Here is a 1053-nt window from a genome sequence, read left to right on the forward strand (position 1 = left end):
TCAAGGGTCACGCGGTGACCTCCCTATTTCCGGCTACGACACGCTCGGACCTGGTCCGATGGTCGGGCCGTACACCACGCTATTGGACGCAACCGTAACGGTCGGGCAGAGTCGCCAGGAACGGCAGAGTGCGCGATGAGAAGCCCGGCCTCATCCCAGCAGTCACTGCTAGAACTGCGCCGAGCGCTCGAAGCGATGCGCGAAGCCGGTTGGCTCACAAGCGCGCCCGCGGACGAAGTCAGCGAGCCACGCTCCCCTGCGCCCGGGTTGCCCGAGGAGTCCCGATGATCCCGACCGGCCCACCTATCTCGGCATTCACCGAAACCCCCCGATCGCGCTGTGAGTTCTACCGGAGCGTGTGTTGTCTGCCTACCGTGATCGACCCACACTCCGGACGAATCACCATGAGGGCCGGGTTGATCGGGGCGGTGATGATGCCGACCGGATTGGCCCATCGAGTCAAAACCAGCCTCGACGTTCGCGGGATTGCGCCGTTGACGATTGTCGGTCATCCGCGTGCTGACATGTGGACCTTTTTGGTCAGAGCCGATATCCGGCCGATCGGTGACCCCGCCGAAGTCGCGCGGTTATGGGAGGCGCGGGTGGTGGTGATCCGCGAAGGCGATATCGCGTTGCCGTCCCCGGTGCCGGACCCGCTGATGGTCCGCACGTGGGTGTCGCCGACTACCAGCGTATTCCGGCCGTCCGGTGCCGTCGTGATCGAATGCGCGCTTTCGATCACGAGTCAGGCCCGGCGATGAACAACGGTCGCCGGTCACCGTGTCCTGATGAGCCCGACATCCATCTCACGGTCCAGTTCCCTAGTGTGCGAATGGATTTCGCCGCGTGCCTGACCGCCGCGCTGGTGTTCGTCTGTGATGTGGCAGCCCACCGTCCCGGCACCGTCGCCGTCTACCCCGGCCACTGCACCGGATTGCCCCGCCTGCCCAACGAGCGGCGTGCGCCACGAGGCGCTGTTATCCATATTGGAGGTGGAATGACTCCGAAGTGATTGTGTCGCAGCACGATTGCTGTAGCTGAGGGCAGCCTGAT

2 protein-coding genes are annotated in these 1053 nt (G+C 64.5%); one reads left to right on the top strand and one right to left on the bottom strand.

Going from position 1 to position 1053, the window contains the following annotated elements; translation table 11 throughout:
- Window positions 1-374: 374 nt before the first annotated feature.
- Window positions 375-761 (top strand): hypothetical protein, encoded by a 387-nt coding sequence (locus tag ACFWPK_RS34560; protein WP_378923079.1) that lies wholly within the window; start codon window positions 375-377, stop codon window positions 759-761.
- Between the two features lie 14 nt (window positions 762-775).
- Here ACFWPK_RS34560 and ACFWPK_RS34565 read toward each other — a convergent pair.
- Window positions 776-1053, bottom strand: a 278-nt coding sequence (locus ACFWPK_RS34565) for a hypothetical protein (protein WP_378923081.1), incomplete at its 5' end; no start/stop codon positions are given.

Origin of the sequence: Nocardia sp. NPDC058519, assembly GCF_042719755.1 — a bacterium.
GTDB lineage: Bacteria > Actinomycetota > Actinomycetes > Mycobacteriales > Mycobacteriaceae > Nocardia.